Origin of the sequence: Streptomyces sp. NK15101, from assembly GCF_020400725.1 — a bacterium.
Classification (GTDB): domain Bacteria; phylum Actinomycetota; class Actinomycetes; order Streptomycetales; family Streptomycetaceae; genus Streptomyces.
Window position 1 is genome coordinate 21,001 of record NZ_JAINVG010000024.1, and the last position, 23,628, is coordinate 44,628.

Sequence of the window (23,628 nt, forward strand, 5' to 3'; positions counted from 1 at the left end):
AAGGATGCACGAGGAACCGGACCGCGTCAACAGACCTGAGTCGGGGCGACTCAACTCTTCGCCGACCACAACACTCAACGGGCGCGTCGCTCCCGGCCTTTGCCCGGATTCCCATGAGAGAGTCCGGACATATCCCAGGATTCCCGCCGGAGGGTGAGACCGCATGACGGCGAAGCGCGCGATGACAGCGAAGCGCGCGATGACGGCGAAGCGCTCGTTCGACCTGGCGGGCGGACTCCTCCTGCTCCTCGTCCTCGCGCCGCTGATCGCCGGCACCGCCCTGTCCGTCTCCCTCGGCGGCAGCGGCGCGGTGCTGCGCCGCCGGACGGTGGCCGGCCTGAAGGGACGGCCCTTCACGATGCTGACCTTCCGCACGAGGAGCCCGCTGGCCGCGCTGCCGCTGCTGCTGCACGTCGTCACGGGCCGGATGTCGCTCGTCGGTCCGTGCCCGCTGACCCCGTCCCACCGCGAGTGCGCGGGCGAGGGCCGCCGACGGCTCTCCGTACGCCCGGGGCTGACCGGACCGTGGCAGATCAGCGGCCGTTCCGACCTACCGTGGGAGGAGCGCGAACTCCTCGACCTCCACTATGTGGACCACCATTGGCTGGGGATGGATCTGCTGATCCTTGCGCGTACGCTTCCAGCAGTCCGCAGACGTCGCGCGGCAAGGTTTGCCTGAGCGACACATATCACCGCGAGCGCCGCTACAGCGCGGCGCCGTGACCGGGTAATCTCAGCAGGAACTCAATAAGTTACCGCTTAGTAGGCCCGCCCGAGGAGCCCGTCATGCAACTCGCCGCGATCATCGTGTCGATCGCCATCACGGTGGTGGCCGTCGCGCTGTTCGGCCGCGCCACCGTGCAGATCTACCGCTTCGTGCGGCTCGGTCAGCCGGTACCCGCCGGCACGCGCACCGGTGACCCCAAGCAGCGCACCATCACGCTGGTCAAGGAGTTCCTCGGCCACACGCGCATGAACCGCTGGGGCATCGTCGGCTTCGCGCACTGGTTCGTGGCGGTGGGCTTCTTCTCGCTGCTCCTCACCATCGTGAACGCCTTCGGCCAGCTCTTCCAGGCCGACTGGCTGATCCCGTTCATCGGCGACTGGCTGCCGTACGAGGTCTTCACCGAGTTCCTCGGCCTGATGACGGTCCTCGGCATCGTGACCCTCATCGTCATCCGCCAGCTGAGCAAGCCGACCAAGGCGGGCCGCAAGTCCCGCTTCGCCGGCTCCAAGACGGGCCAGGCCTACTTCGTCGAGGCCGTCATCCTGATCGTCGGCGTCTGCATCATGACGCTCCGCGCCCTCGAGGGCGTCCAGCACCACGTGACGGGCTGGGAGCCGGGCTTCTTCGCCTCGTACCCGCTGATCGCGCTCCTGGACGGCCTGGACCTGAGCACGATCCAGCACCTCACCTACTTCTTCGCGGCGCTCAAGATCGTCACGTCCTTCACCTGGATGATCACTGTCTCGCTCAACACCAACATGGGTGTCGCCTGGCACCGCTTCCTCGGCTTCCCGAACATCTGGTTCAAGCGCAACGCCGACGGCTCCACCGCCCTGGGCGCGCTCCAGCCGATGACGACGGCCGGCAAGGAGATCGACTGGGAGGACCCGGCCGAGGACGCCGTCTTCGGCGTCTCCCAGGTCGAGCAGTTCTCCTGGAAGGGCATCCTCGACTTCTCCACCTGCACCGAGTGCGGCCGCTGCCAGTCGCAGTGCCCCGCCTGGAACACCGGCAAGCCCCTCTCCCCCAAGCTCCTCATCATGTCGCTGCGCGACCACGCGCACGCCAAGGCGCCGTACCTGCTCGCGGGCGGCGGCAAGACCATGGAGGGCGACGAGAAGGCCACCGAGGAGCAGCTCAAGGACGTCCCCGCCGCCGCCCTGGCGGAGGCCGAGCGCCCGCTGATCGGCACCGTCGAGGAGAACGGCGTCATCGACCCGGACGTCCTGTGGTCCTGCACCACCTGCGGCGCCTGCGTCGAGCAGTGCCCGGTCGACATCGAGCACATCGACCACATCGTCGACATGCGCCGCTACCAGGTGATGATCGAGTCCGCCTTCCCGTCCGAGGCGGGCACGATGCTCAAGAACCTGGAGAAGAAGGGCAACCCCTGGGGCCTGGCGAAGAAGCAGCGCGTCGAGTGGACCAAGGAGGTCGACTTCGAGGTCCCGATCGTCGGCAAGGACGTCGAGGACCTCACCGAGGTCGACTACCTCTACTGGGTCGGCTGCGCCGGCGCCCTGGAGGACCGCGCCAAGAAGACCACCAAGGCCTTCGCCGAGCTGCTGCACATCGCGGGCGTCAAGTTCGCGATCATGGGCGGCGAGGAGAAGTGCACCGGTGACTCCCCGCGCCGCCTGGGCAACGAGCCGCTCTTCCAGCAGCTCGGCGCCGAGAACGTCGCCATGCTGAACATGGCGTTCGGCGAGGACGACGAGGACGAGTCGACGAAGAAGCCGAAGTCGGCGAAGAAGATCGTCTCGACCTGCCCGCACTGCTTCAACACCATCGCCAACGAGTACCCGCAGCTCGGCGGCGAGTACGAGGTCATCCACCACACCCAGCTGCTCCAGCACCTCATCGACGAGGGCAAGCTGATCCCGGTGACCCCGGTCGAGGGCCTCATCACCTACCACGACCCCTGCTACCTGGGCCGGCACAACAAGGTCTACACGCCGCCGCGCGAGATCATGTCCGCCGTCCCCGGCCTGCGCCAGCAGGAGATGCACCGCCACAAGGAGCGCGGCTTCTGCTGCGGCGCCGGCGGCGCGCGGATGTGGATGGAGGAGCGGATCGGCAAGCGCATCAACAACGAGCGCGTCGACGAGGCCCTGTCCCTCAACCCGGACATCGTCTCCACCGCCTGCCCGTTCTGCCTCGTCATGCTCACGGACTCCGTGAACGGCAAGAAGAACGAGGGCAAGGCCAAGGAGTCCGTCACGGTCGTGGACGTCGCCCAGCTGCTCCTCGACTCGGTGAAGACCCCGGTCGAGCCGGAGGAGGAGCCGGCGGCCGAGGAGCCCGAGCCGGCCGTCTGAGGCTGATCGCCCGACGAAAGGGGCCGCCCCGCGCTGCTGGAGGCGCGGGGCGGCCCCTTCGCCGTACCTCCTGGGTACGCACGGTCCCCTAGGGGATGTCACAGGTCAGTGGCAAGGACGGGCCCGAGGCACGACCGCACGGAGAAAACGGGTACGTTCGACACGTGGCTGGATTCAGGAACGGACGCGGCCGGGACAACCGCCCCCCGCAACGACAACCGCAGCAGGCGCCGTACGGGTACAACGCGGCCCCGCCGCCCTACCCGCAGCAGCAGTGGCAGCAGCCGCCCCAGGGGCAGCCGTACGGGCAGCAGGGGCAGGCATACGGGGAGCCGGAGTACTTCGGCGACCCGCAGCACAACCGGCAGCACGCGGCGGCGAACAACCCGGGCCACACCCAGATGTTCAGCGTCGACGACCCGTACGGCGACGCCGCGACGTACAACGCCGGCGCGGCCCCCGTGCCCACCGGCCCCCGGCTCTCCTGGAAGCCGCTCCTGAGCGGCATCGTGCTCCGCCCGGCGGACACGTTCCTGCAGATGCGGGACCACGCCGTCTGGGGCCCGGCGCTGATCGTCACGTTCCTCTACGGACTCCTCGCGATCTTCGGCTTCGACAAGGCCCGCGACGAGGCGCTCGACGCGACGATCTCCAGCACGATCCCGTACGTCCTGATGACGGCCCTCGGCTTCGTGCTCGGCGGACTGATCCTGGGCGCGGTCACCCACACCCTCGCGCGCCAGCTGGGCGGCGACGGCGCCTGGCAGCCCACCGTCGGCCTCTCCATGCTCATCATGTCGATCACCGACGCGCCGCGCCTGGTCTTCGCGCTCTTCCTGGGCGGCGAGAACGGCCTGGTGCAGGTCCTGGGCTGGGCGACCTGGCTGGCGCTGGGCGCGCTCCTCACCGTGATGGTGAGCCGCTCCCACGACCTGCCGTGGCCGAAGGCCCTGGGCGCGTCGGCGATCCAGCTGGTGGCCCTGCTGAGCCTGACCAAGCTGGGCACCCTGTAACGACGCGCGAAAGGGCCCCCACCGAAGCCGGTGGGGGCCCTTTCGCGCGTCGGAGGAGGAGCTCAGGCGTCGAGGACCTGGCCCTCGCGCTTCACGACCGGCGGCTCGACGCTCCATGGCAAATGGACTGTATGAGGGTAGTAACCTCATCCTGCATCGTCGGAGTGGATCGCAGGCAGGGGAGGCCCCGATCATGGCGCGCAAGGTGGGGATCTACACCCGTATCTCTCGCGACGACGAGGGGGAAGCACTCGGCGTGGCCCGCCAGCGCCAGGACTGCGAGCGTCTGGCGGATCTCCGCACCTGGCAGCCGGTGAAGGTCTACGAGGACAACGACGTGTCCGCGTTCAAGCGGAACGTCGTCCGCGAAGAGTTCGAGCTCATGCTCAAGGACCTTCGGGCCGGCCTGATCGACGGAGTCGTGGCGTACGACCTCGACCGCCTGGCCCGCCAACCCCGCGACCTTGAGCGCCTGATCGAGATCTTCGACGACCGCCCGCGGCTGGAGTTCGCGACAGTCACCAACGACGTGAACCTCGGCACCGCCGACGGGCGGACCATGGCCCGGATCATGGTGGCGTTCGCCAACAAGTCGTCGCACGACACGTCCCGGCGGATCAAGCGCAAGCACCTTGAGTTGGCCCAGCAGGGCAAGAGCAACGGAGGCCCGGCGCCCTACGGGTGGCAGAAGGAAGACCGGAACAAGGTCGACCCCGAGGCGGCGCGCCACATCCGCGCGGCCCAGAAGGAAGTACTGGCTGGGGTCCGCATCGGCACGATCCGCACGCGCTGGCAGGAGGAGGGATTGGGCAACCCTCGCGCCGGCACCAAGCGCATGGCTCACCACCACGTCGAGCACATCCTCACGAACCCGCGGCTGGTGGGATACCGGACGTACCACGGAGAGATCCTGCACGGCGAGGACGGCAAGCCCGTCAGGGGCAAGTGGGAGACGATCAACACCCCGGAGGAGTGGGAGGCCGTCTGCGCGGCCATCGCCGAGCGCAAGCAGAACAAGACCGGCCAGTCCCTCGCGCGTAAGTACCTGCTCTCCGGGATCGCCCGCTGCGGCCTGTGCAAGAACAAGATCCGGGGCCAGGTCAACGGGAGGTGGAAGCCGGGTTCCAAGGGCGCGCAGTACACCTACCAGTGCTCCGGGGTGAACGGCGGCTGCGGCAAGGTCGGCCGCGTCGGTGAGCCGGTGGACAGCCTCATTGCCCGCCTCGTCCTCCAGGAGCAGCGCGAGAAGGCCGCCACAACGGCTGTGCCGACCGAGGAACGGTGGCCCAAGGAAGAGGAGTTGGAATCCCTTCTCCTGGACATCGCCCAGCTCATCGAGGCGGAGAAGGCCAAGACGATCACCGTCTCCACGCTCCTCCAACTCCTCCCCGACAAGGAGCGTGAGCGGGACGCCCTGAAGCTGGAACGAGCCCGCTTCTACAAGGAACAGAAGCAGGCGGAGGCCAAGGGGAACACGGCCGATCTGACCGAGGCCGAGTTCTTCGACCTCCCGATCGAGCGCCAGCGAGAGATCGTGCTGCACAGCCTCACAGCCGTGATCGTCCACCCCGCAGGCCGGGGCAAGAGGAAGTTCGACCCCGACCTGATCGACCCGGTTTGGCGCTGAACTAGAAGGCCCTGTTCAAGCGGCCAATTACCTACGGCAGATAGAAGCAAGCAACGAGTCGGGCGGGTCGTGGCGGACCCACCCGGTCTCGCCATCCCAGTGCAGAACATGAGAGGGATCCGTCAGAGAGCCAACCCAGACTCCGGTCACTCCATCGGGCAGTTCTGGATCACGGGCAGGCAGAAGGCCGTGCCGTGTAAGGCGATTCCAGGCCGGCGCCCGCATCCAGGTGAGCCAGAAGAAGACTTCGTGCCGCATTCGGCGGGGATCTGCTCGGAGCAGCTTCATCGCCAAATCGGGATGAAGCGAAAACTCAACTTCCAAGAGATCCACCAGGTCTGTACCCGCATCCGCTTTCCTGGCCTCGGGCAGAGATGGGAGTCGTTCCCGCCAAGTCATAGTCCTCGCAAGATCGATCCTCCTGGCCACCTCCTCCCGCGCACGTTCGACGATCTCGGACTCAGGAAGGTGATCAGCGAACAAGGATCGAATGACTGCCGCCTCCCTCTGTTCGTCCTCCGCTCGCCGACGCTCCAGTCGCGCAACGAACCCTGGGTTGAACGACCACTGCACAGGGCCTAGCCCGTCGGGCTCGGCAGTCTTGGGCGTGGGCTTCCGCCCCTCCTTGGCCCGCTGCTTCCTCTGCAGCCGTTCCGCCTTCTTCCTGTCGCCCTCTTCATCAGCAGCAGGCATGGCGTCGTACCCATAGAGCACGGTCACGCTGATCGCGCCCGTTCCATCACCCGACGTTGCCTTCCCGAACTGAACGCCCGCTCGGCGCAACTTCCCGTAGGGGCAATCAGGGTCATGGAAGGGGTCTGAGAAACACGGACTGCCCCAAGCAACATCTGATACGCCCCGTCGTTCAAGCTCAGCAAGCGCTGAGCTAACCACTTCGAGGAACTCCTGGGAGCCGCGACCTTCCTTCCTGCTGCGGGGCACTTTGACCTTAGCAGTACTCTCGACCGCAACGAACCAGTGATTACGGAGCAGTGACGCTGACTGCGGACTCGAATATGGCTCCCAGTCTCGTGAATTCCGTTCAGCGACTCTGCTGGTGGCGAGCGTGACCTCCAGCGCACCTGCCTGCCCTACATGAAAGTCGTACCGGCCGTTGAAGGGTGTGCTCTTGTCATGGAAGTCATCGCATTCAACGCATTTGTCGTAGGGCTCAACCCGCTGGCCGGTCAAGTATTCCACGATGCGGGCGGCGTGGAGTTCGCTCTCACTAGTCCTCTGTGCCATTACGACTCTCCAGGTGAGCTGTGAGATTCCCAGGGCAGCGAAAGCCCCACAGGAAGCCGGGACAGAGTCAGCAGAAGGTCGTCACGACGAAACTCGATGCCAGCTGCCAGCAAAGTCCGCACGTGCCTATCGAGTGCATCCAGGAGGCCACTGGGCAAGCCGACCGCGACGGGGATCTCCCAGGCATCCTTCAGCAACGCATCAAGCTCGTGGTCTTCAACGGGCAGGTGCACGTGAATCGACCACAGGTCGACGGATCTCATGGGTCCCCGAACCGAGCGGCCACGCTTGCCCAAGATGCGATTTCCAGCAAGCTGGAGCGCCCGCATTACAGCCATCTCCGACACGGCGATCAACGCGACGCTGCCGTGCTGTTCCATCCCTCGGCTCCTCTGCCAGACCTCTCCGCCATCGTAAGGATGCCGCTCTGGTGAGACGATCGGTTTTGAGATACGACGGCGGCGTCGCGATCACCCCCTGCGGGGGCAGCCTGTCCGGCTCCGAGCGGTACGGAGTCATCCCCTCCACTGGAAAGCGCCTCGTTGTCACCACCTTCCTTGAAGTTGGAGAGCGCGACGCACCCACTCCTCATCACGCTCAGGTGCCCGCGCTAGATGCTTCCGCATCCAAGCCGTCTCGCCCTCTACGCTCCCATCATTCTTCTCCCGATGTGCCATCGTTTCGGTTGTGGTGATCACTGCCAAGGGCTCCCTTCTGTCTTGCGGCGATCGGTGTGGGCGAGGTCGTGGCGGACCTGGTTGGCAAGGAGTTCTTCACCAGGGCGGTAGCCGGAGGCGAGGTAGGCCCAGGAGGACTCGGTGACGAGGGTGGTGTTCTCGTCGGGGACGGGGTGGCCGGCGCGGGTACGGGCGGCATCGGCCTGGGCGGTGCGCCAGGCGCGGCGTACGTCGCGGAGCGCGCCGAGAGTGGTCGAGTAGGCGCGGGACTTGGTGGAGAAGTGGCCACGGAAGCCGAGCATGTGGGCCCACTTCCAGAGTTTGAGGTCCGCGAACTCAGGCAGGTGGCCGAGCGCCCAGGCGGTGCGGATCATCTGCCGTACGTGCTGCTGCACCTGGAGGTCACGCAGGGGTTCGGCCTGTCCGGTGCCGTCGCAGTCGGCGCACAGGTCGCGGAAGCCGTCCGGGCCGCTGGTGTATCCGCGTCCGGCGCAGGCGCGGCAGACAAGGGTGCGGTCAACCGTGCCGGAGCCCTCGGCGCTCTTGGTGGCGTACTTGGCGACGTAGGCGGCCACCTTCTGGTCAGTGAGTTCGCCGTCCCCCAGGGCCTTGATCTCCCGCACGTCGATGCAGTCGCCCCAGGCGATGACGCGTTCTCCGACGGCATCGGACTCGATCGTGAGCTGAGCGCGGCGGGCAGCGGCGCGTACGGCGTGGTCCAACGCGTCGAGGGTGGCCCAGGACGGAGGCGCGGTGGTGTGTCCGTCGGGGCCGTCGAGACGGATCACGGCATGGAAGTGGACCAGGCCGCGCTTCTGGTACTCAGCGACCTTGGCGAAGGAGACACGCAGAGCCGCCTTCAACGCCTTCTGCGTGATGCCCAGTTGGGCAGCGAGCTCGCGCCGGAGGTAGATGGTGAAGCGTGCCCAGAGCGCCCCGGCATGGGCGTTCCAGAGCACGGCGCCGGTGTAGTCGTACGAGGCCGGGGCGAGCGGAGTGCCAAGGGCGGGGTCGTCCTCGGCGTGGTGCCGGCCGCAGCGGCAGTCCAGGGGCTTGCCCGACGGAGTGGTGGGGCGGTTGTGGACCGGGCCGAAAGAGGGCGCGGTGAGGGTGGCGAAGACGCGGGGGTGGTTGCGGACGTCTTCCGTGACGGTCTTGCCGCCGGAGAGTCCCGCCTTGATCAGGTGGTAGGTGTCAGCAGCGTAGACGCGGGAGCAGGCCGGGCAGCGGGAGGCGCGGCGGTTGCCGCAGGTGGTGAGGAGTCGGCCGGTGGGTTCGTCGGCGGTGGAGTAGGCGCGGACCACGGTGCGGGTGGTGGCGTCGAGGGTGGCGGTGTGGCCGACGAGGTTGACCGGGCGGGTGCAGCCGCGGACGTTGCGGACCTGCTCCGTCACGCGGTCGAAGTCTTCGAGGTGGGCCAGCTCGATCAGGTCCCGCAGGGCGGGGCTGACGACGTGGCGCAGGTCCAGGGGGCGCTTCATGGGGCGGGTTCTCCCTTCGTGCTGGGCTGGGGCCCCGAGCAGGCCGACGGATGCGCGGGCTGCTCGGGGCATGGCGGACCGAGCCCCTTGGGGGCCGAGTGCGGGAGGGAGCCGGAAGGCCGGCGGGAAGGTCAGGCCGTAAGGGCCGAGTGAAGGGCGGTGGCCATGGGCAGGCCGACGCCGAGCCGCGCCTTGAGCTGAGCGGTGGTGATGGGCTCGCCGTGCTGGACGTGGTGGGCGTCCGCGATCGAGCGCGCTTCGTTCAGCAGGGGCTCGGGCACCTTGACCGCAGGCACCGGGGCCGGGGCGGGCACGGGCGAGGCCGTCACGGGTGCGGGCTCGGGTGCGGGCTCGGGCACGGAGGCCGGATCGGCAGGGGCCGGAGTGGAGGCAGGCTCGTCTTCCTCAGCCGGGACGACCGGCGCGGGAACGGGCCGGGGTTCCGGTCTCGGCTCCGTGGCGACGGAGACCGGCGCGGGGGTGCCGATGGCGTGGAAGGCCCGGAGGAGCTGGGGGCCGACGGCGCCCCAGCCGAGGAGGAGCAGCGGGGCCACAGCGTCCACGGCAGCGCGGCCGTAGTGGCCGGCAGCGATGGGTTCGGCGATGTTGAGAGCCAGCGTCAGCAGGCCGGAGAAGTGCATCAGCCGGGTAGCGGCCTTCATGTGTTCCGGCGGGACACCGCGCAGCGAGAGGTAGCGCAGGGCCACCAGGAGGCCGACCACGGACAGGTCCACCATCGGAGCGATCAGCGGCGCGATGGGCTCAGGGATGCCGAGCCGGAGGGCGAGGGCCCAGACGTTGCCGAAGGAGAAGACGAAGGCCAGGGCCGCAATGACGCCCATGACCACGGTCACGGTGCGCTGGGTGATCCGGTCCTCAGACATAGGGTTTCACCTCCTCTCACAGCGCGCAGGGATACGTGGATTGGCCGTCTGGGCTATGCGGCGAGCGGCTCCTCACCCTCGTCGTAGCCGTCGTACTTGGTCAGGTCGATGCCGGCGGGGAGCCGGGCGGCCAGCAGGTCAGCGGGGTCGGCAGTCAGGTGGGCGGTCTCGGCCGCGATGCGGGCAGCGTCCTCCTCTTCGACGTACGGGGTGCGCAGGCGGGTAAAGCCCGCCCTACCAGGGCTGTTCATGACCGCGACGCCGACATAGGCGGGGTCCTGCAACGTCGTCGGGTTCGCGTCCGGCCATTCGCGGATGTCCTCGCCGAGGGCGGCCACGGCCGCGTCGGCGGTCTTCTGCGCGAAGGACACGCCGACCGGGCACACGTCCCGGATGGACGTGGGGATGGCATCGCCGGTGGGCTTCTGCGTGATGAGGATGACCAGGATGCCGACGCTGCGTCCCTTCCTGACCAGCTCTTCCACGAGCCTCGTGTTCTCGGCCGCCAGGGCGGCCAGGCGCTTGGACTCCTTGTCGGAGCCCTTGTGGTCGCGGAAGTACGTGTGCGCCTCGTCGATGATCAGCACCGTCCACGGCCAGGCGGCAGACGGGCCGACGTGCCACATGTCCTTGCGCCCGAGCACGGTCTTGATCGCGGCGGACCGGTCCCGGCGGAGCTTGACGAGCCGCTTGAACAGCGCGTTGGCGTCGTCCAGGTCGTCACCGACGAAGGCGAACAACCGGCTGACCAGGTCGGCGTAGTCGCCTTCGTACGCGGCGGACACCTTGCCGTCCGCCACCGCGATCTGAACGGCGGGTGAGGGAGCGCAGTCACAGATGAAGCGGTTGACCATCGCGGTCTTGCCGAAGCCGGGCAGGCCGGCCACGGTCACCCCGGGTACCTCGGCCAGGTACAGGGCTACGAGCTGGGCGTACTCGTCCAGGCCGAGTTCCCACCGCACCAACTCTTCCGGGGCCTGCCCGGAGGGGACGTGCGTGGTGGGCGTCAGCAGCGGATCAACGCGAACACCACGGATCAGCACCTGACCGGGCTTGTCCTGGACGACCGACACGCGCGTGCACCGCCAGGCGTCCGCCAGATACGGGGCCGCCTTCTGGAACTCCTCCAGACCCACCTTCGGCAGGCAGTTCGCCCGGACGACGACGCCGAACCGGTCGGGCTTCACCTTCAGCGCGGGGATGAGGACCCGCGGCTTGGGCGGCTTGCCATCGGTGTTCGTCAGCGAGGCCAGCGCGGGCGGGGTCTTGTCCGTGACCGACAGTCCCGCCATCGGCGCGAGCCGCTTCCAGGTCCGGCGAACCCGTATCGCCTGCCGGATGCTGGCCCGCATCTCGGTGTCCGCCATCGCGTAGCGGACGAGCCAGACGACCGCCCACACAGCGATGAGGACCAGGCCCGCCCCGACCACGAGCGGGGCGTAGCCCGTCACCTCCCCCACAGTCACGTCGTGTCCTTCCTTTCGTAGAGGTAGCCCGCGAGGGCTGATCCGAGGCCCGCCCAGTCCTCCAGGGACTCGAAGGGCGGGTAGCCGTAGCCGACGAGACCGGCGGCCACGGAGTGGATCAGGGATTCGGAGAACCGGGGGTCCGGTCCGGCGTGAGCGAGCGGATAGCTGCGCTCAGCGCCGAACCGGAACCCGACAGCGCCCGTCACGCGGCGATCTCGGACGGCTCGTCCGCGACCTGCGGCGCGGGCATGGCCAGTACCTCCAGGCCCGAGGCCCGGTAGGCGATGCCGTCCTGAAGCTGACCGTTGAAGACCCGCGCCCACGGAGTGGCGAACAGATCCAGCGGCCGCACGAACGCCCCGACGTTCAGCCCGTTCGGCAGACCGCTCTTCGGGACGGTGACCTTGATCGCCTCAGCGGCCCCGTCCTCCATCACGAAGACGGTCACCGTGTACAGCGGCTCACCGGTCTCACGGTCGGTGGCGAGCTGGGTCTTCTCCATGTCGGTGAACTTCGGGGTGGGCAGGACGCCGAGCATGTGACGGGTCGTGCTGGTGAAGCCAACGCGGATGCGTGCCATGGGTGGACTTCCTTTCGTTCGGTGCCGCTCGGTGCGGCGTGATCACTACAGTGCACTACCTCCGCCAACCCCGTCAAGCACCTAGCGCACCTAGTGCAGAGATCTAGCTAGCTCGGGCGGGCCCAGAGGCCGGGTATTTCCAGCGTCCTAGTGCGGCTGGTGTGCTAGGCGGGCTACCCTCGACGCATGACTCTGCCGAGGGACTCCCACACTCCGCCGTACCAATTGCTTGCCGATGAGATCCGCAAGCAGATCCGGTCCGGCCGTATCAAGCCGGGTGAGCGCGTCCCGTCGTCCCGCGACCTCGAAGCCAAGTACGAGATCGCGAACATGACCGCCCGCTCAGCCCTCCGCGTCCTGCGGGACGAGGGCTTGATCTACTCCAAGCCGGGTGTGGGCAACTTCGTCGTTGACACCCTGCCGGCCAGCACCAGCCCGAAGGCTGACGCCAGCGAGCAGGGTTCGGAACGGCACATGCCCACACCTGAATACGTCGAGCTGTCCGAGCGCCTGAATGCGATCGACGCCAGATTGGACAGCCTCTTGAGTGTCTTTCAGCAGCTCGCCGGAGTCAGCGAGAAGCCGCGAAAGTCGTAGCGCCCATTCGCTGGCCGGCCTGACGCGCCAACTCCTCCAGGCGGGCAACCTTCTTTTCCATCTTCGCCAGGCGAGCCGCAATCTCCGCCGCCTCGTGCTTCTTCATTCCCGCCCCGTTCATGTCGTGCCGTTCCTTGCTGACGTTCCGATCAAACTCACCGGGGCTTGCCCACGGCTTGCCCGCTCACCTCTGAGGGCTTGCCCATCCCAGCAGTCAGAGCGGACACCGCCCCGGACGAGCCCGCTGGCCGGAAGCACCCCGAACACCAGGTCTAGCCGCCTTCGCCACTCCGGTTCGCCGACACCGCCAACGCGAGTCATCGGACGGGAAGCAACCGTCGAGGCCAGCCCGCACGACGGACCGCACAGGCGCAAGCGGGACCCGCCGATGGCACGGCTCCACTTTGGCCACACCATCGGGAAGAAGTCACACGCGTCGCCGAGCTGCATCAAGACTCCCGACCTCCTTTCGCTTCCGGACCTCCATGTTCCGGAGAATCCCCGGTTTGGGAAACCGGCGATCGTCGGCTATGTTTCGCCATTTCGCGCCGCGGAAGACAGCCCTCGCGTTGTCCGTACCTCACGCGCTCAACCTCCGCACTTCGTCCTGTAGGGCACTGCGCCCTTCACCTGCTACAGGTGTGAAAAGTGCCTCCCGTGTGACACCTGCGGCCAACGAATCCACCTCAGCAGCCCCCACTCACCACCGCCCTTGCCGAAAGCGCCTCCCACAGGCCACGAGATGGTCACGACCAGGCCGTGGTGAGTCCGCGCCCCCTTACCAAGACCACCTTGCAATCCCGAGCCTGTGGATAGATTCCGCCGACCCGGAGAATAAACAGGCATGAATCGCCACTATCGGGATCTTCAGGGTCTGAGGCAGCCAGGAATGCGGAGATTGCGCAGGATTTTTTCGCCGAGACGCGACCAAGCTCGTACGGCAGCAGGGCTGTTAAGAGTTTCTTTACTGGATCAAGGCGGCCCGCCACGGCGGGCCGCGCGGCGCGGCGGCCCCAGGCCGCCGACGCTCCTTGTCTCCGCCACCGCTCCGGCGGCCGGTCCACTCGCGCCGCAAAAGCCCGAAGGCGAACCGGATGAGTCAGGAAGCAACCCAACCGCCCGCAGTCGCACCGCCAGACAGCGCCCCGCGAAGCACCCGGCGGATGTCCACCTACTGGCACACCAACACGCCGGCCCCGACGAGCCGACCCCTCCGACGTTCACAGAAGCGCGGTACGTGGCCGAGGCCCTGTGGCTGGGGCGACCGGCTTCCACGGCTTTACCCACCTCCCCGGTCCGGGTCCCGCGTCGGGCAAGTCCAGGGGGCCACTCGTTCAAATTCCGGGCAGGGGCAAAGCCTGCCCGAGTTGCCGGGCTAGCGTACGGCCCCCTGAACATGCCCGACCCCAGACCGGGCAGGCCACCGGCCAAAGCCGCTCCAGCCGGACGCGATGTCACGTGCACCACCCATCAGCTCACCAGGAGAACGAGGCCGGCCGAACCGCACGCCGCGCGCTCCTCACCAACTCGACAATTCGAAAGCGGGGTTGGGATCAGCCCGTCTCTGGGCACCACGACCACCCCGGTACCATCGGCACCGGGGTCCTGATCAGGGCTTCCGCGACCGGACCACCCCGGATGCTGTCCAGGCCGAGGGGTGGTCCGGTCTTTCGTTGTCGTAGGTCAGGCCGCGACGCCACTACGCCCGTGTGGTGTGGCTGAAGCCGAGGGAGGTCAGCCCTTCGGACTGACACAACCTGTCGGAGGGGCCGCCGACCTCGGTCTGTAGGAGCTGGTAAGCGGCGCCATGGGACTGACCCCAGTGCATCGCGGCCCGCCACAGAACACGCCCGAGGCCATGCCCCCGGGCCTCGGGCAGGACGGCGAAGTACTGGGGCATGAGCTGGGGGCAGCCGATCGCGTCGGGCCGCACTTCCATCGGGCCGATCGCGCCCACGATGCGACCATCCACGGCGACAGCGAGGACCGGGCCGCACCGGCCGGCCTGCATCTGCCCGTGAAGGAAGGCCAGGCCATCGGCGGCCATGGCCGAGGCGAACGGGGCGAAGGTCCCTTGCACAGTGGCCGGCCAGTCGGTGACGGGCCGGACCGGGCCGCCGGGGTCGGGGCAGGGGCGAGCGGTGAAGTCCTGAAGCTGGATGCGGGTGCCACGCGGGAAGGCGGTTTCGGGACCGAGCGGGCGCACGACCCTCGCGTTGACCACGTCATGCACGACGGCGAGCTTCGCGGACAGTTCGGCCGCTTCGTCCACGACGCTGTCACGGTGCCCGTAGGCGAAGACCTTGACAGTGCCGCGTCCACGCCGGGTCAGGGTGGGGATGAGGGTGTGATCGGACTGGTGGACCACGTCACGACGAAGAACCGTCTCGTCCTTCTCACTGCTCCAGCGCCGGTCCTTGTCGTAGTGCAGGAAGGAACGGTCAGCGACGGCCGCCCGCAGCGTGTCCTCGAAGAGATCCACGGTGAGGACGTGGGGGTGGACGGGGCCGAGAGTCGGCACGATCGGCGCGGTCAATACGGGCCGGAGCCAGTCCCAGCGGAAGAACATGTGCGGCACCTTAACGGTCGGCCGGCCAGGGCTCAGGCCCCGACGCGAAGACGCCAGGGCCTGAACGGTACCGACCGGATTCGGTCGGTTAGTGGGGGTTGTCGTCACCGGCGTCGCAGGAGCACTCCGCGCTCTCCACGACCGCGTCCAGGTCCAGGACGGCGGTAACCGCCGAAGCGGCGACGGGCGGGGCGGCGCGGCGGGCCGAGGCCGGCGGGCCGGGGAGGATGGTCACCGGTACGGGCGGGGTCATGAGGCGTTCTCCTTGTCTCCGTGCTGGCAGTAGCTGTGCAGCGGCGCCTTTGCCTCCTGGTAGTGCTTGGCCAGGGGGCGGCAGACCCGGCAGGTGCCGGACAGGGCGCAGCCCTCGCACCCTCCGGTGCGAAGCATGAGGCGGTCGGCGATGGCGCCGAGCCGGGTGAGGCCGTCGATGCCTTCGGCCATGAGGTCGATCTGGTCGTCGCGGCCGACCTTGCAGATCGACACCTTGGCGTGCGGGTCGGCGTGGAAGAAGGTGTGCCCCGCGTTGCAGCCGGCGAACGGCTTGCGCTGGCGCAGGTGGGCAGCGGACTGAGCGAGCAGCGGCTCTCCACCGCCGTAGATCGTGGGCGTCATGTTCGTGTACGCGTGGTTCTCCACGTTCCACTCGTCGGCGAGGGCGGCCATCTCGTCGGCCTCAGAGGCGTTGTCCTCGGTCACCACGACGTTGATCCGCAGCGGCAGGCCAGCCTCACGTGCGGCGTCCATGCCCCGCCGGAACGCCTTCCACGCCCCACGGCGCTGGGTGAGCGTGTCGAAGGACTCCTCACTCGCCCCGTACATGCTGACCACCAGCCGGTACGGCGGAGAGTCCCGGAAGAGCTTGAGGAGGTCCGGTCGCCAGAGCAGCGAGCCGTTCGTGGAGATGGTGAGCATCATCCCGGCCTGCCAGGCGTACCGGTAGGCGCCCTGGAAGTCCGGGTCCATCGTGGGCTCACCGCCCGTGATCTGGAGCCAGAGGACACCGGCCTCGCGCATGATGTCCAGCAGCCGCACCTTCTCCTCCCAGGCGAGGCCGGAGAACGGCCGCTCGCCGAGGTAGCAGTGCTTGCAGCCGAAGTTGCAGCCGAGGTTGATCTCCCACGAGGCCCGGCAGTAGCCGTACGGGGACGGCTCGCGCACCAGCACTGTGCCCTGCGCGGGCCGGCCGCTCAGGTCGATGCCCCACACGTCGGACGCGGTCTGCACCGCCCAGGCGGGCAATGCCTCACCGTCGGCAGCGGCCTGCCGCAGGTCCTCGTAGTGGTCGGCGGGGATGCGAGCCCCAGCCCTGGCACCGGGCTTGAGAAGCAAGTGCCCGTCAAGGAACGGCGAGGCGATCAGAGCATGAGCCATCAGTGGTACTCCTTCCGGATCGAGAAGCGCGACGGCACGCGTACGCCCTGGCGGTCGGCGACGCGGCAGTAGATCTCGCCGAGCCCGTTGCAGGTGCCGCAGCTCTTGCCGGACGAGTCGGCACCGCTGCCGCCGCAGTCCCCGCAGCTCTCGTTGCGAGGAGGGAGAGGGCACCGGGTCAGGGTGGATGGTGCAGTTGCCACGCAGGGAACCTCCGTGCAGAAGAAAGATCAGGACAGCGCCACGCGGGCGAGTCCGTCTCGTCCGGCCACGAGCCGCACTCGCGTCCGCGACGTCCGCATGACCTGGATGGGCAGCGCGGGGCCCAGCACGTAGACGTTGCCGTCGGCGAACTCCAGGACCTTTCGCCCACCCGCGACCCGTCGCACGTTCGTCACGGTGTGCGGGTTTCCGCCGATCGTGATCACGTCTCCGAGACGGACGCCGTCACCAACCGTCGTGACGATCTGACTCGTCGAACCGTTCATTGCACCTCCAGGCGTACGTCTTGACCCCCTGCCGCGACATGCACAGACGGGGATCCGCGGATTCGGCAGCCGTCCAGGGCGGACCGGGCTAGGTGCCGGTACCGAGGGCGACCCCGATCACGAATCCGCACGAAGCGCTGATGCAGATCACGAGGAGGACGCCGGCGTACCGGCCGATGACGCGCATCACAGGCCGACCCGGCTGTTGTTGTTCTTCACGGCCAGGCGCGCGCTCAGTTCCTCCCGCGCCTTGGGTGCCACGACGTCATCGGGCATGGCGTCCCACTCGATGCCACCGTTCATCGGTCGCATCTGAACGCGTCCACCGATCTCGCCCATGACGAGGCCGATGCGTCCGGTCTTCTGGTCCTTGGCCAGTTCGCCGACTCCGGGTCTGGCCTGCTGATTGCTCGCCATGTGCATCAGGTTCGCGAACCGTGGGCTGTTGACAGAAGGTCAGACTGATTACCCAACTTGGGTAAAGTCGCGGTAGGTAGAGAATCAGCAACGTTGTGTGGCCCTCATCAGTGGGAGCTTGCCCGATGCCCGAGCCGTCCCGACCGCCGGAGTTGCCTGCCGGGCTCCTCACCCATCCCGAGATGATCAGGGCATGCCGCGTCCGTGACTTCGCGGCGGTCTTCAAGCTGGTGAAGACCCGTGCGGGCGTCTACCCGTCGATGATCGCGCGACGCTGCGACCTGACACCGAGCCGTGTCGGCGAAGTCATGGCGGGGCGACGCCAGTTGCTTCACATGGATGTCATCGAGCGCATCGCCGACGGCTTGCGGATCCCTGGCCACATGCTCGGACTCGCGCGGCGGGAGTGGGAAACGCCCGTCGGGCTCCGGGTCGCGGACAGGGAGTCGCCTCACCCTGTCTCACCCACACCGTCGACATCAGCCTCTCTGCCGGGCTCGGACGTGGACAGCATCCTTGCCCTCACCTCTCGGGCGAACCCGAACCCGTCCACGCTGCACGCGCTGCGTTCCTCCATCGAGGACTACTGGCGACGGGACGACCAGCACGGAGGCGAGGCACTGCGGCCGGCCGTTGTCGGGCAGCTCCGCTACGTCGTCGAACTACTGAAGGAGAACCGCCCCGCCCCCATCCAGCACGGCCTGTACGGCGTGGCCGCCGAGCTCGCGCGCCTCACGGGCTGGACGCACTTCGACGCACGCCAGTACAACCAGGCCCGGTCGTATTTCACCGAGGCGTTGCAGTTCGCCCGGGAGATCGACGACCGGGAGTTCATGGCCAACGTGCTGGCCTGCATGAGCTTGCAGGCGACCTACCAGGACAGGCCCGGGGACGCGTTGGCGTTCGTCAACGCAGCCCAGGACGAGGCCCGCGCAGCAGCCGGCACCACCCCGCGCGTGCTGTCGATGCTGTCACTGCGGGAAGCGTTCGCCCACGCGACGCTGGGCAGCCACACCGCCACCCACGCGGCCATCAGCGAGGCACACCGCCAGTTCGAACGGATCAAGGACAGCGACCCCGACCCCGCGTGGGTGACCTACTTCGACGAGACCAAGCTCATCGTCGACACCGGCATCGCACACGGCCGACTCGGCGAGGCAGCGACCGCCGAACCCCTGATCGCTGACGCCCTGAGGCGGGAGAACAGCGCCAATCAGCGAGGGCGCGCATTCCACGCGTTCTGGCTCGCCCGGACACAACTCAGCCTGGGCAAGCTGGACCAGGCGTGCCAGACGGCGACGGACGCGTTGGAGCCCGCTTCCTCGGTCGCCTCGGAGCGTGTGGCCGGGCACCTGCGCGAGTTCTACGACGAGCTGGCCCCGTATCGGCGGGAGCCCGTAGCCCTGGCCTTCGAGTCACGGCTACGGGATCTCCTCCCCGCTCAGGTCAGCGGATCGCCTCGTCCATGAGGACGTACAGGAGGCCGACGAGCGAGCCACTGCTGACGATCTCGCGGCGGTCGATCATGCCTCGGACGTCAGCCAGTGGGATCCACTCGATCCGGTCGGACTCGTTCTTCTCGGTAGGCGGACCGTCATAGGTGGCCCCGTCTGCACGGAACACGTGGTGCTGAGAGTCCGTGATCCCGTTGGCCGGCTCCGCGTAGATCAGCGGCTTCATCGGTCCAGGCCTCCAGCCCGTCTCCTCCAGGACCTCACGGGCGGCAGCATCGGCAGGGCTCTCCCCGTCCTCGACCAGGCCCATGGGCAGTTCCCACGCCCACGAGTCCGTGATGAAGCGGTGCCGCCACATCATCAGGATCTCTTGCTTGTCGTTGATCACGGCGGCCACGGCCAGGTGCCGGAGCTTGACGACGTGGTACTCCCACCGGCGCCCGTCCGGCTGTTCGACGTCGGTCAACCAGAGGTTGACCCATTGGTTCTCATAGATCGGACGTTCCCCGTGGATCTTCCACTGCATCGCTGCTGCCCCTCTCGATCAGCCCCCAGCATCGCAGAGGTAGGTACTCACATAGCCCAGATCAAAGAAATACGTGTCACCTTGACGAAAAGCCAAGCATGGCGGCGTGCACCTCACACATGAAGGACGCGTCCCCCGGGCATGGATGGAACGGCTGCAGGCCAGCATGCCGTCTCTAGGGCCTGCTAACACGAACGGCGGTAGATTGACACCCTCGTGGCCACTCGGCGACCGACCTTGGGGGGACCAGCATGGGTGGGGCCCAGCGCGTGATCATCGGATGTACGGCACTGGCACTCGCGATCTTGGCAGGCGTTTTCTCGTTCATGAGCTGGGAGCGCGCCGATCAAGTTGCCGGAGTGGTGTCGGCTCTAGTAAGCGTGGCGGCTCTAGGGGCAGCGGGGTGGGCCGCGATCGCTAGCTCAAGCGGCGGCAACACGGTGCGAGTTTCGGGGACTGGTACAGCGAGGACGACCAACGGGGGCAGCGCCAACACCGGAGTAGTGGCTGCACCCAGTGGTACGGGATCGACTTCTATTCGGAAAACAGGCGACGCCTACTCTGAGGACGGGAACGCGAACACCGGTTTCCAGCAGCGGTAGCTTCACATCGCACCGAGAGAGCCGGGAGCAGCAAGTTGGCTGGTCAAGAACGTATGACGGCCAGAAATACAGGCCAAGCAGATTCTGCGGGCGCCATAGCTATATCTAACTCTGGCATCATCAACGGCAGCGTACACGTTCGACTGCCACCTAGATCACGTTCAGGATATCTACACCAGGTCGAGGCTATTGCCGCAGCCAAATTCTGCGGCCGAGAAGAGGAACTAGCAGAACTGGCCGCCTTCTGCGCTCAACGCGTTGAAGATGAAAGACTGAATGAATGGTACTGGCGCTGGCTGGCACCAGCTTGGGCGGGCAAGTCCGCTCTGATGGCCCACTTCGTGTTGAATCCGCCAGCAGGCGTAGATGTGATTTCCTTTTTCATCACGGCTCGTCTCGCAGGCCAGAGCGATCGAGTGGCCTTCTGTGAGGTCGTTCAGAGGCAAATATATGCCTTGCTAGGCGAGGAAGAACCGATCACCACCCCGTCCACCCGTGACGAGCAATTGAGGCTCGCCGTCGATAGGGCAGCAGAATTTTCGCACAGTCAGGGCAGGCGACTAGTTATTCTCGTCGATGGGCTTGACGAGGATCGAGGAGTAACGGCAGGTCCAGAAAGCTACAGCATAGCCGCCCTTCTCCCCCGAACTCCCAAGTATGGCATGCGGGTAATCCTGGCTGGACGCCCCCATCCCCCCATTCCCGATGACGTCCTAGCCGATCACCCTTTGCGAGATCCAGCTATAGATCACTGGCTAGAAGTCTCTCCCCATGCCCAAGCAATCCGCCATGACGCAGAGCGAGATTTGCTTCGACTGCTTGATGGTGGCGGGCTGGGCCGGGAACTCGTGGGCCTAGTGTCAACGGCCGGCGGTGGCCTCAGCGCTGCCGACTTGGCCGATCTGACAGGGAGTCGTACACGCCTCGTAGAGCGTGAGCTCTCGGCCGTTAGCGGACGCAGTTTCCGCAGGCGTACTGCTCACTGGGCACCACGGGATAACGATGCGCCTCAAGGTGCGAAGGACGTCTATCTTCTAGGACATGAAGAACTACAGATTTCCGCCCTGAGCCTACTGACTAACGAGGAGCTGGCGGAGTACCGCCAGCGGCTACATAGTTGGGCGGACCGCTATCGCAAACTTTCCTGGCCTCCAGAGACTCCCGAGTATCTACTTCGAGGATATATTCAACTGCTCCGCGAGTCGAATGAAATAGCGCGACTCGTGACCATTGTTGGCGAACGAGCACGCCATGAACGGCTTTGGCGCGTTACAGGTTCCGACCTAGAAGCCCTCAACGAGATATCAGCCGCATTCGAGAAGGTAATCGGCGATTCAAGCGGTTTCTCGCATACTGACATTAACGATGTCGTTCGGCTTGCTCAAGGGCGAGACGCCATCCATGACCAAACAGGGAATCTGCCACCGAAACTACTCTCCCTGTGGGCTCATTTCGGCGATTTCGATAGAGCAGTAAATCTTGCATATGCGCAGGAAGCCGGCCACAAGAGACAGCTAGCCCTAACCGAGGTGGCCAAAGCACTAGCTTCACTGGGAAAGCCAGACCTGGCCTTGGAGATAGGGACCTCCATAGCGCATGCGGGCGATAATAGCTTCGAAATATCAGAAATCGCCAGAACTCTCATCGCCGAAGGTCATCTTGAGCACGCCGTGGAGCTAGCCGGCTTGGTAGCGAAGCCGGAAAAACTTCTGACTGTAAAGCTGGCCCTTATGAGGTCTCAAGGGCTTCCGGGGGGTAATAAGACGGCCGAAAATTTCCTGACCGAATTCATGGCCGTTGCCATGAGCGCTCCTGATTCTCACGAGCGAGGGACCCTGCTTGCCCTTATAGCTGGCACGTTGGCCGCCATCGGTTTCCCGGAAGAGGGCGTCGCAGTGACCGAGCAGGCAACCTCTCTTGCCGAGTCAACCGTTCCAAAGTATCGAGCTGCACAGTCACTTGCCGGCATAGCTCGAACACTCTCAAAGTTGAATGAACTAACGAAAGAAGCCGAAGAAATAGCTCGCAAAGCCGGGCAGACAGCTGCAAGCATCGAGGACCCCCAAGAGCGCGCTTGGTCTCTTTCTCTCGTCAATTCTGCCTTGGTAAAGACGGGCCAGTACCACCTAGCAGTTCAACTGTGTAACACACTCAAAGATTCTGGCTCGCTTGGCGAGTCTATCGCGAAAGTTATCACTGAGCTATCCGATTCAGGCCAGCATGACCTAGCCCTCCAACTCCTTAACGAAGCTTCCCCTCTACTAGATCGAACAGAGAGGGCGATCGCCCTTGCCGATCTGGCGAACGCTCTAGCAAAGACCGGAGAACCAGCTAGGTCGGCTGACTGCGCGCACCAGGCGCTTCAGGCGACTGAGGATCTTCCAGAAGAATGGGGGATAATTGTTTCCGTATCAGTCGCATGGGCACTCTATCGCGCTGGCTTCGTAGACCAGTCTCGCGATCTCGCGCATGAGATTACTGAGATGGCACGCACTCGAATCGACGCCCACGCCCAAGTAGGCGCACTATGTGCCGCAGCAAAATCGCTGAATGGAACCTGCCACGAGAAGAGTTATTCTGCCCTACTTCGCCGCGTGAAAAAACTAGTGAGCGCGGAGCTGAGTGGTTACAGGAAAATTCTGCACCTATGTACCGTGGCCGATGCGTCACCACCAGCAGAAGCCAGGAAGCTACTGGAGCACGCAATTACTATTACCGAAGAGAGGCTGCACTTCACAGAGCGAAGCGAGGCTTTGGCGAAAATTGCCACCACATTGGCTGACATCGGCAGCATATCCCGCGCGATCGAGGTCGCCGATAAAGTGGTTGAATCGCTTCAGCTAAGCGGCAGCCCTTATGAAAAAGCCTGGGACACAGCGTCTGCGATTAGGGCACTCTGCGCCGTAAACGATTTCGATAAGGCGGAAGAGCTTACCGGCACACTAGTGGAATCTGACATGGTTTCTGAGGCATTGGCGGAGATAGCATCAGGACTGGCCTACTCCGGTCGCATTGACCAGGCCACTTCCGTCGCCGAGGAGATCCAAGATGGGAGGGAACGGGATCACGCGCTGCGTGCTATCGCCTGCGCCCTGGCTTCTCATGGAGATAGGGTCCATGCCCTCGAAATTGCTCACCAGATTGACACCAAGACAGTCGCAGAAAGGGCGCTATCAGTCCTAGCGGGCGCCTTTGCTGCGGATGGCGAATACGACGAAGCTCTTCTTATTTTGGAAGAAATCGACACTGCCTCAACGAGAGGAGAAGCGCTCGGCGCAGTCGCCATGGAACTTGGACCCACGGAACAGGGGCGACGCTATCTTTCTGAGGCGCTGTCTCTGACTCGGTGGGATTCCTTGCTAGAGGCCATGGCTGCGGTATCTCCCGGGAGCCTGAAGGTCGTAGCGGAGCACGTCATAGCGCCCGTCACTCGTTTGTAAGTCGCTCGCCCTCGGCTATGGAACCCTGTCTCAAAGCGGCCCCGTAGACAATGCCCTCCGCACGACCTCACCGGGAGCTACAGTGCTTCGTTGTCCTCCTTGGCCGGCTCACCCGACTTACCAGAGGCAAGGCGAGCCAC

21 protein-coding genes are annotated in these 23,628 nt (G+C 66.0%); 7 read left to right on the forward strand and 14 right to left on the reverse strand.

Annotated features, from left to right (window positions below):
- The first annotated feature begins 163 nt into the window (after nucleotides 1-163).
- The 4 genes from K7G60_RS15440 to K7G60_RS15455 all read left to right on the forward strand — a co-directional run bounded on the left by K7G60_RS15440 (nucleotide 164) and on the right by K7G60_RS15455 (nucleotide 5,685).
- Nucleotides 164-679, forward strand: coding sequence for a sugar transferase (locus K7G60_RS15440; RefSeq protein ID WP_225801477.1), 516 nt, complete (start codon nucleotides 164-166; stop codon nucleotides 677-679).
- A 107-nt stretch (nucleotides 680-786) separates the two neighbouring features.
- Nucleotides 787-3,045, forward strand: a complete 2,259-nt coding sequence (locus tag K7G60_RS15445) for a (Fe-S)-binding protein (protein WP_225801478.1) — start codon at nucleotides 787-789, stop codon at nucleotides 3,043-3,045.
- A 164-nt stretch (nucleotides 3,046-3,209) separates the two neighbouring features.
- Nucleotides 3,210-4,058: a Yip1 family protein gene (locus tag K7G60_RS15450; protein WP_225801479.1), complete on the forward strand. Its 849-nt coding sequence runs from the start codon at nucleotides 3,210-3,212 to the stop codon at nucleotides 4,056-4,058.
- 193 nt (nucleotides 4,059-4,251) lie between these two features.
- Nucleotides 4,252-5,685, forward strand: a complete 1,434-nt coding sequence (locus K7G60_RS15455; protein ID WP_225801480.1) for a recombinase family protein — start codon at nucleotides 4,252-4,254, stop codon at nucleotides 5,683-5,685.
- Nucleotides 5,686-5,712: 27 nt separating this feature from the next.
- Here the strand turns inward: K7G60_RS15455 and K7G60_RS15460 are convergent, their stop codons facing one another.
- The 7 genes from K7G60_RS15460 to K7G60_RS15490 form a co-directional block, all read right to left on the reverse strand.
- Nucleotides 5,713-6,930, reverse strand: a complete 1,218-nt coding sequence (locus tag K7G60_RS15460; protein WP_225801481.1) for a hypothetical protein — start codon at nucleotides 6,928-6,930, stop codon at nucleotides 5,713-5,715.
- Nucleotides 6,930-7,310: a hypothetical protein gene (locus K7G60_RS15465; protein ID WP_225801482.1), complete on the reverse strand. Its 381-nt coding sequence runs from the start codon at nucleotides 7,308-7,310 to the stop codon at nucleotides 6,930-6,932. Before K7G60_RS15465 ends, K7G60_RS15460 begins: the two co-directional genes overlap by 1 nt.
- Before the next feature lie 314 nt (nucleotides 7,311-7,624).
- Nucleotides 7,625-9,088 carry a replication initiator gene (locus K7G60_RS15470; RefSeq protein WP_225801483.1) on the reverse strand — a complete coding sequence of 488 codons (1,464 nt, stop codon included), beginning with the start codon at nucleotides 9,086-9,088 and terminating at the stop codon, nucleotides 7,625-7,627.
- A 131-nt stretch (nucleotides 9,089-9,219) separates the two neighbouring features.
- Nucleotides 9,220-9,972, reverse strand: coding sequence for a DUF2637 domain-containing protein (locus K7G60_RS15475; RefSeq protein WP_225801484.1), 753 nt, complete (start codon nucleotides 9,970-9,972; stop codon nucleotides 9,220-9,222).
- Nucleotides 9,973-10,025: 53 nt separating this feature from the next.
- On the reverse strand, nucleotides 10,026-11,438 hold the full coding sequence (locus K7G60_RS15480) for a cell division protein FtsK (RefSeq protein WP_225801485.1): 1,413 nt from the start codon (nucleotides 11,436-11,438) through the stop codon (nucleotides 10,026-10,028).
- On the reverse strand, nucleotides 11,435-11,647 hold the full coding sequence (locus tag K7G60_RS15485; protein WP_225801486.1) for a hypothetical protein: 213 nt from the start codon (nucleotides 11,645-11,647) through the stop codon (nucleotides 11,435-11,437). Before K7G60_RS15485 ends, K7G60_RS15480 begins: the two co-directional genes overlap by 4 nt.
- Nucleotides 11,644-12,021 (reverse strand): hypothetical protein, encoded by a 378-nt coding sequence (locus K7G60_RS15490; RefSeq protein ID WP_225801487.1) that lies wholly within the window; start codon nucleotides 12,019-12,021, stop codon nucleotides 11,644-11,646. The genes K7G60_RS15485 and K7G60_RS15490 overlap by 4 nt, the downstream gene beginning before the upstream one ends.
- A gap of 186 nt (nucleotides 12,022-12,207) precedes the next feature.
- Here K7G60_RS15490 and K7G60_RS15495 point away from each other — a divergent pair, with 186 nt between their 5' ends.
- Entirely contained in the window at nucleotides 12,208-12,618 is a 411-nt protein-coding gene (locus K7G60_RS15495) for a GntR family transcriptional regulator (protein WP_225801488.1), read from the forward strand.
- A gap of 1,699 nt (nucleotides 12,619-14,317) precedes the next feature.
- Here the strand turns inward: K7G60_RS15495 and K7G60_RS15500 are convergent.
- From K7G60_RS15500 to K7G60_RS15525, 6 genes are all read right to left on the reverse strand, one after another.
- Nucleotides 14,318-15,187, reverse strand: coding sequence for a GNAT family N-acetyltransferase (locus tag K7G60_RS15500; RefSeq protein ID WP_225801489.1), 870 nt, complete (start codon nucleotides 15,185-15,187; stop codon nucleotides 14,318-14,320).
- An 88-nt stretch (nucleotides 15,188-15,275) separates the two neighbouring features.
- Nucleotides 15,276-15,440, reverse strand: a complete 165-nt coding sequence (locus K7G60_RS15505; protein ID WP_225801490.1) for a hypothetical protein — start codon at nucleotides 15,438-15,440, stop codon at nucleotides 15,276-15,278.
- Nucleotides 15,437-16,561, reverse strand: coding sequence for a radical SAM protein (locus K7G60_RS15510; RefSeq protein ID WP_225801491.1), 1,125 nt, complete (start codon nucleotides 16,559-16,561; stop codon nucleotides 15,437-15,439). Before K7G60_RS15510 ends, K7G60_RS15505 begins: the two co-directional genes overlap by 4 nt.
- Nucleotides 16,561-16,764 (reverse strand): hypothetical protein, encoded by a 204-nt coding sequence (locus tag K7G60_RS15515; protein ID WP_225801492.1) that lies wholly within the window; start codon nucleotides 16,762-16,764, stop codon nucleotides 16,561-16,563. Before K7G60_RS15515 ends, K7G60_RS15510 begins: the two co-directional genes overlap by 1 nt.
- Before the next feature lie 27 nt (nucleotides 16,765-16,791).
- The gene (locus tag K7G60_RS15520; protein ID WP_225801493.1) at nucleotides 16,792-17,049 is read right to left on the reverse strand and encodes a hypothetical protein; all 258 of its coding nucleotides are present in this window, start codon (nucleotides 17,047-17,049) and stop codon (nucleotides 16,792-16,794) included.
- Nucleotides 17,050-17,235: 186 nt separating this feature from the next.
- A complete protein-coding gene (locus K7G60_RS15525) occupies nucleotides 17,236-17,466 on the reverse strand; it encodes a hypothetical protein (RefSeq protein WP_225801494.1) in 231 nt (76 codons plus the stop codon).
- A 125-nt stretch (nucleotides 17,467-17,591) separates the two neighbouring features.
- Here K7G60_RS15525 and K7G60_RS15530 point away from each other — a divergent pair, with 125 nt between their 5' ends.
- Nucleotides 17,592-18,935: a helix-turn-helix transcriptional regulator gene (locus tag K7G60_RS15530; protein WP_225801495.1), complete on the forward strand. Its 1,344-nt coding sequence runs from the start codon at nucleotides 17,592-17,594 to the stop codon at nucleotides 18,933-18,935.
- On the opposite strand, the gene K7G60_RS15535 is transcribed toward K7G60_RS15530, so the two are convergent.
- On the reverse strand, nucleotides 18,913-19,446 hold the full coding sequence (locus K7G60_RS15535; RefSeq protein WP_225801496.1) for an NUDIX hydrolase: 534 nt from the start codon (nucleotides 19,444-19,446) through the stop codon (nucleotides 18,913-18,915). The genes K7G60_RS15530 and K7G60_RS15535 overlap by 23 nt on opposite strands.
- A 1,825-nt stretch (nucleotides 19,447-21,271) precedes the next feature.
- Here K7G60_RS15535 and K7G60_RS15540 point away from each other — a divergent pair.
- The gene (locus tag K7G60_RS15540) at nucleotides 21,272-23,488 is read left to right on the forward strand and encodes a lipopolysaccharide assembly protein LapB (RefSeq protein WP_225801497.1); all 2,217 of its coding nucleotides are present in this window, start codon (nucleotides 21,272-21,274) and stop codon (nucleotides 23,486-23,488) included.
- Nucleotides 23,489-23,628: the final 140 nt, after the last annotated feature.